Here is a 417-nt window from a genome sequence, read left to right as displayed (position 1 = left end):
AATAACGCTTCTCGAGAATGAGAAAGAAGAGTTAAAGAAAGAAAATCATGAGTTACTGAAAGAGCTGGAAACATTAGCTGAGGAAAATATGAGATTAAAGAGTGGTATTCAAGGGGAAGTTCAAAAGGTTGAGGAAGTTGATGTTTTTGGATTAATCAAGGAATACCTTGAGATCAAGGAGAAGAAGAGAAAGGTTACTACAGAGGGAGAACTTTTAGAGCTTGATAAAAGACAAAAGAAGGTACAAGAATCAATTAATGCTTTTCTTGAAGAAAAGAGTATTGACAAGCTTTTGTTTTGGAGAACTCTTAACTTGAAGGGGATTGATGAAGTTAGGAAAATGTTGAGAGGTGAGTGAGAGATGGTTGAGGTTATTGTTAGAGAGAAGGTTAAGGAGGAGAAGGACGGAACGGAAGT

At 36.5% G+C, this 417-nt stretch carries 1 protein-coding gene; it reads left to right on the top strand.

Annotated elements, in window-relative coordinates; translation table 11 throughout:
- The coding region (locus tag E3E29_RS11460) for a hypothetical protein (protein WP_206205910.1) at positions 1 to 358 on the top strand (358 nt) is incomplete at its 5' end.
- Positions 359 to 417 lie beyond the last annotated feature (59 nt).

The sequence above is a fragment of the Thermococcus sp. Bubb.Bath genome (assembly GCF_012027595.1).
In the GTDB taxonomy this organism is placed as follows: domain Archaea; phylum Methanobacteriota_B; class Thermococci; order Thermococcales; family Thermococcaceae; genus Thermococcus.
This window is presented reverse-complemented; position numbering and strand designations above follow the sequence as displayed.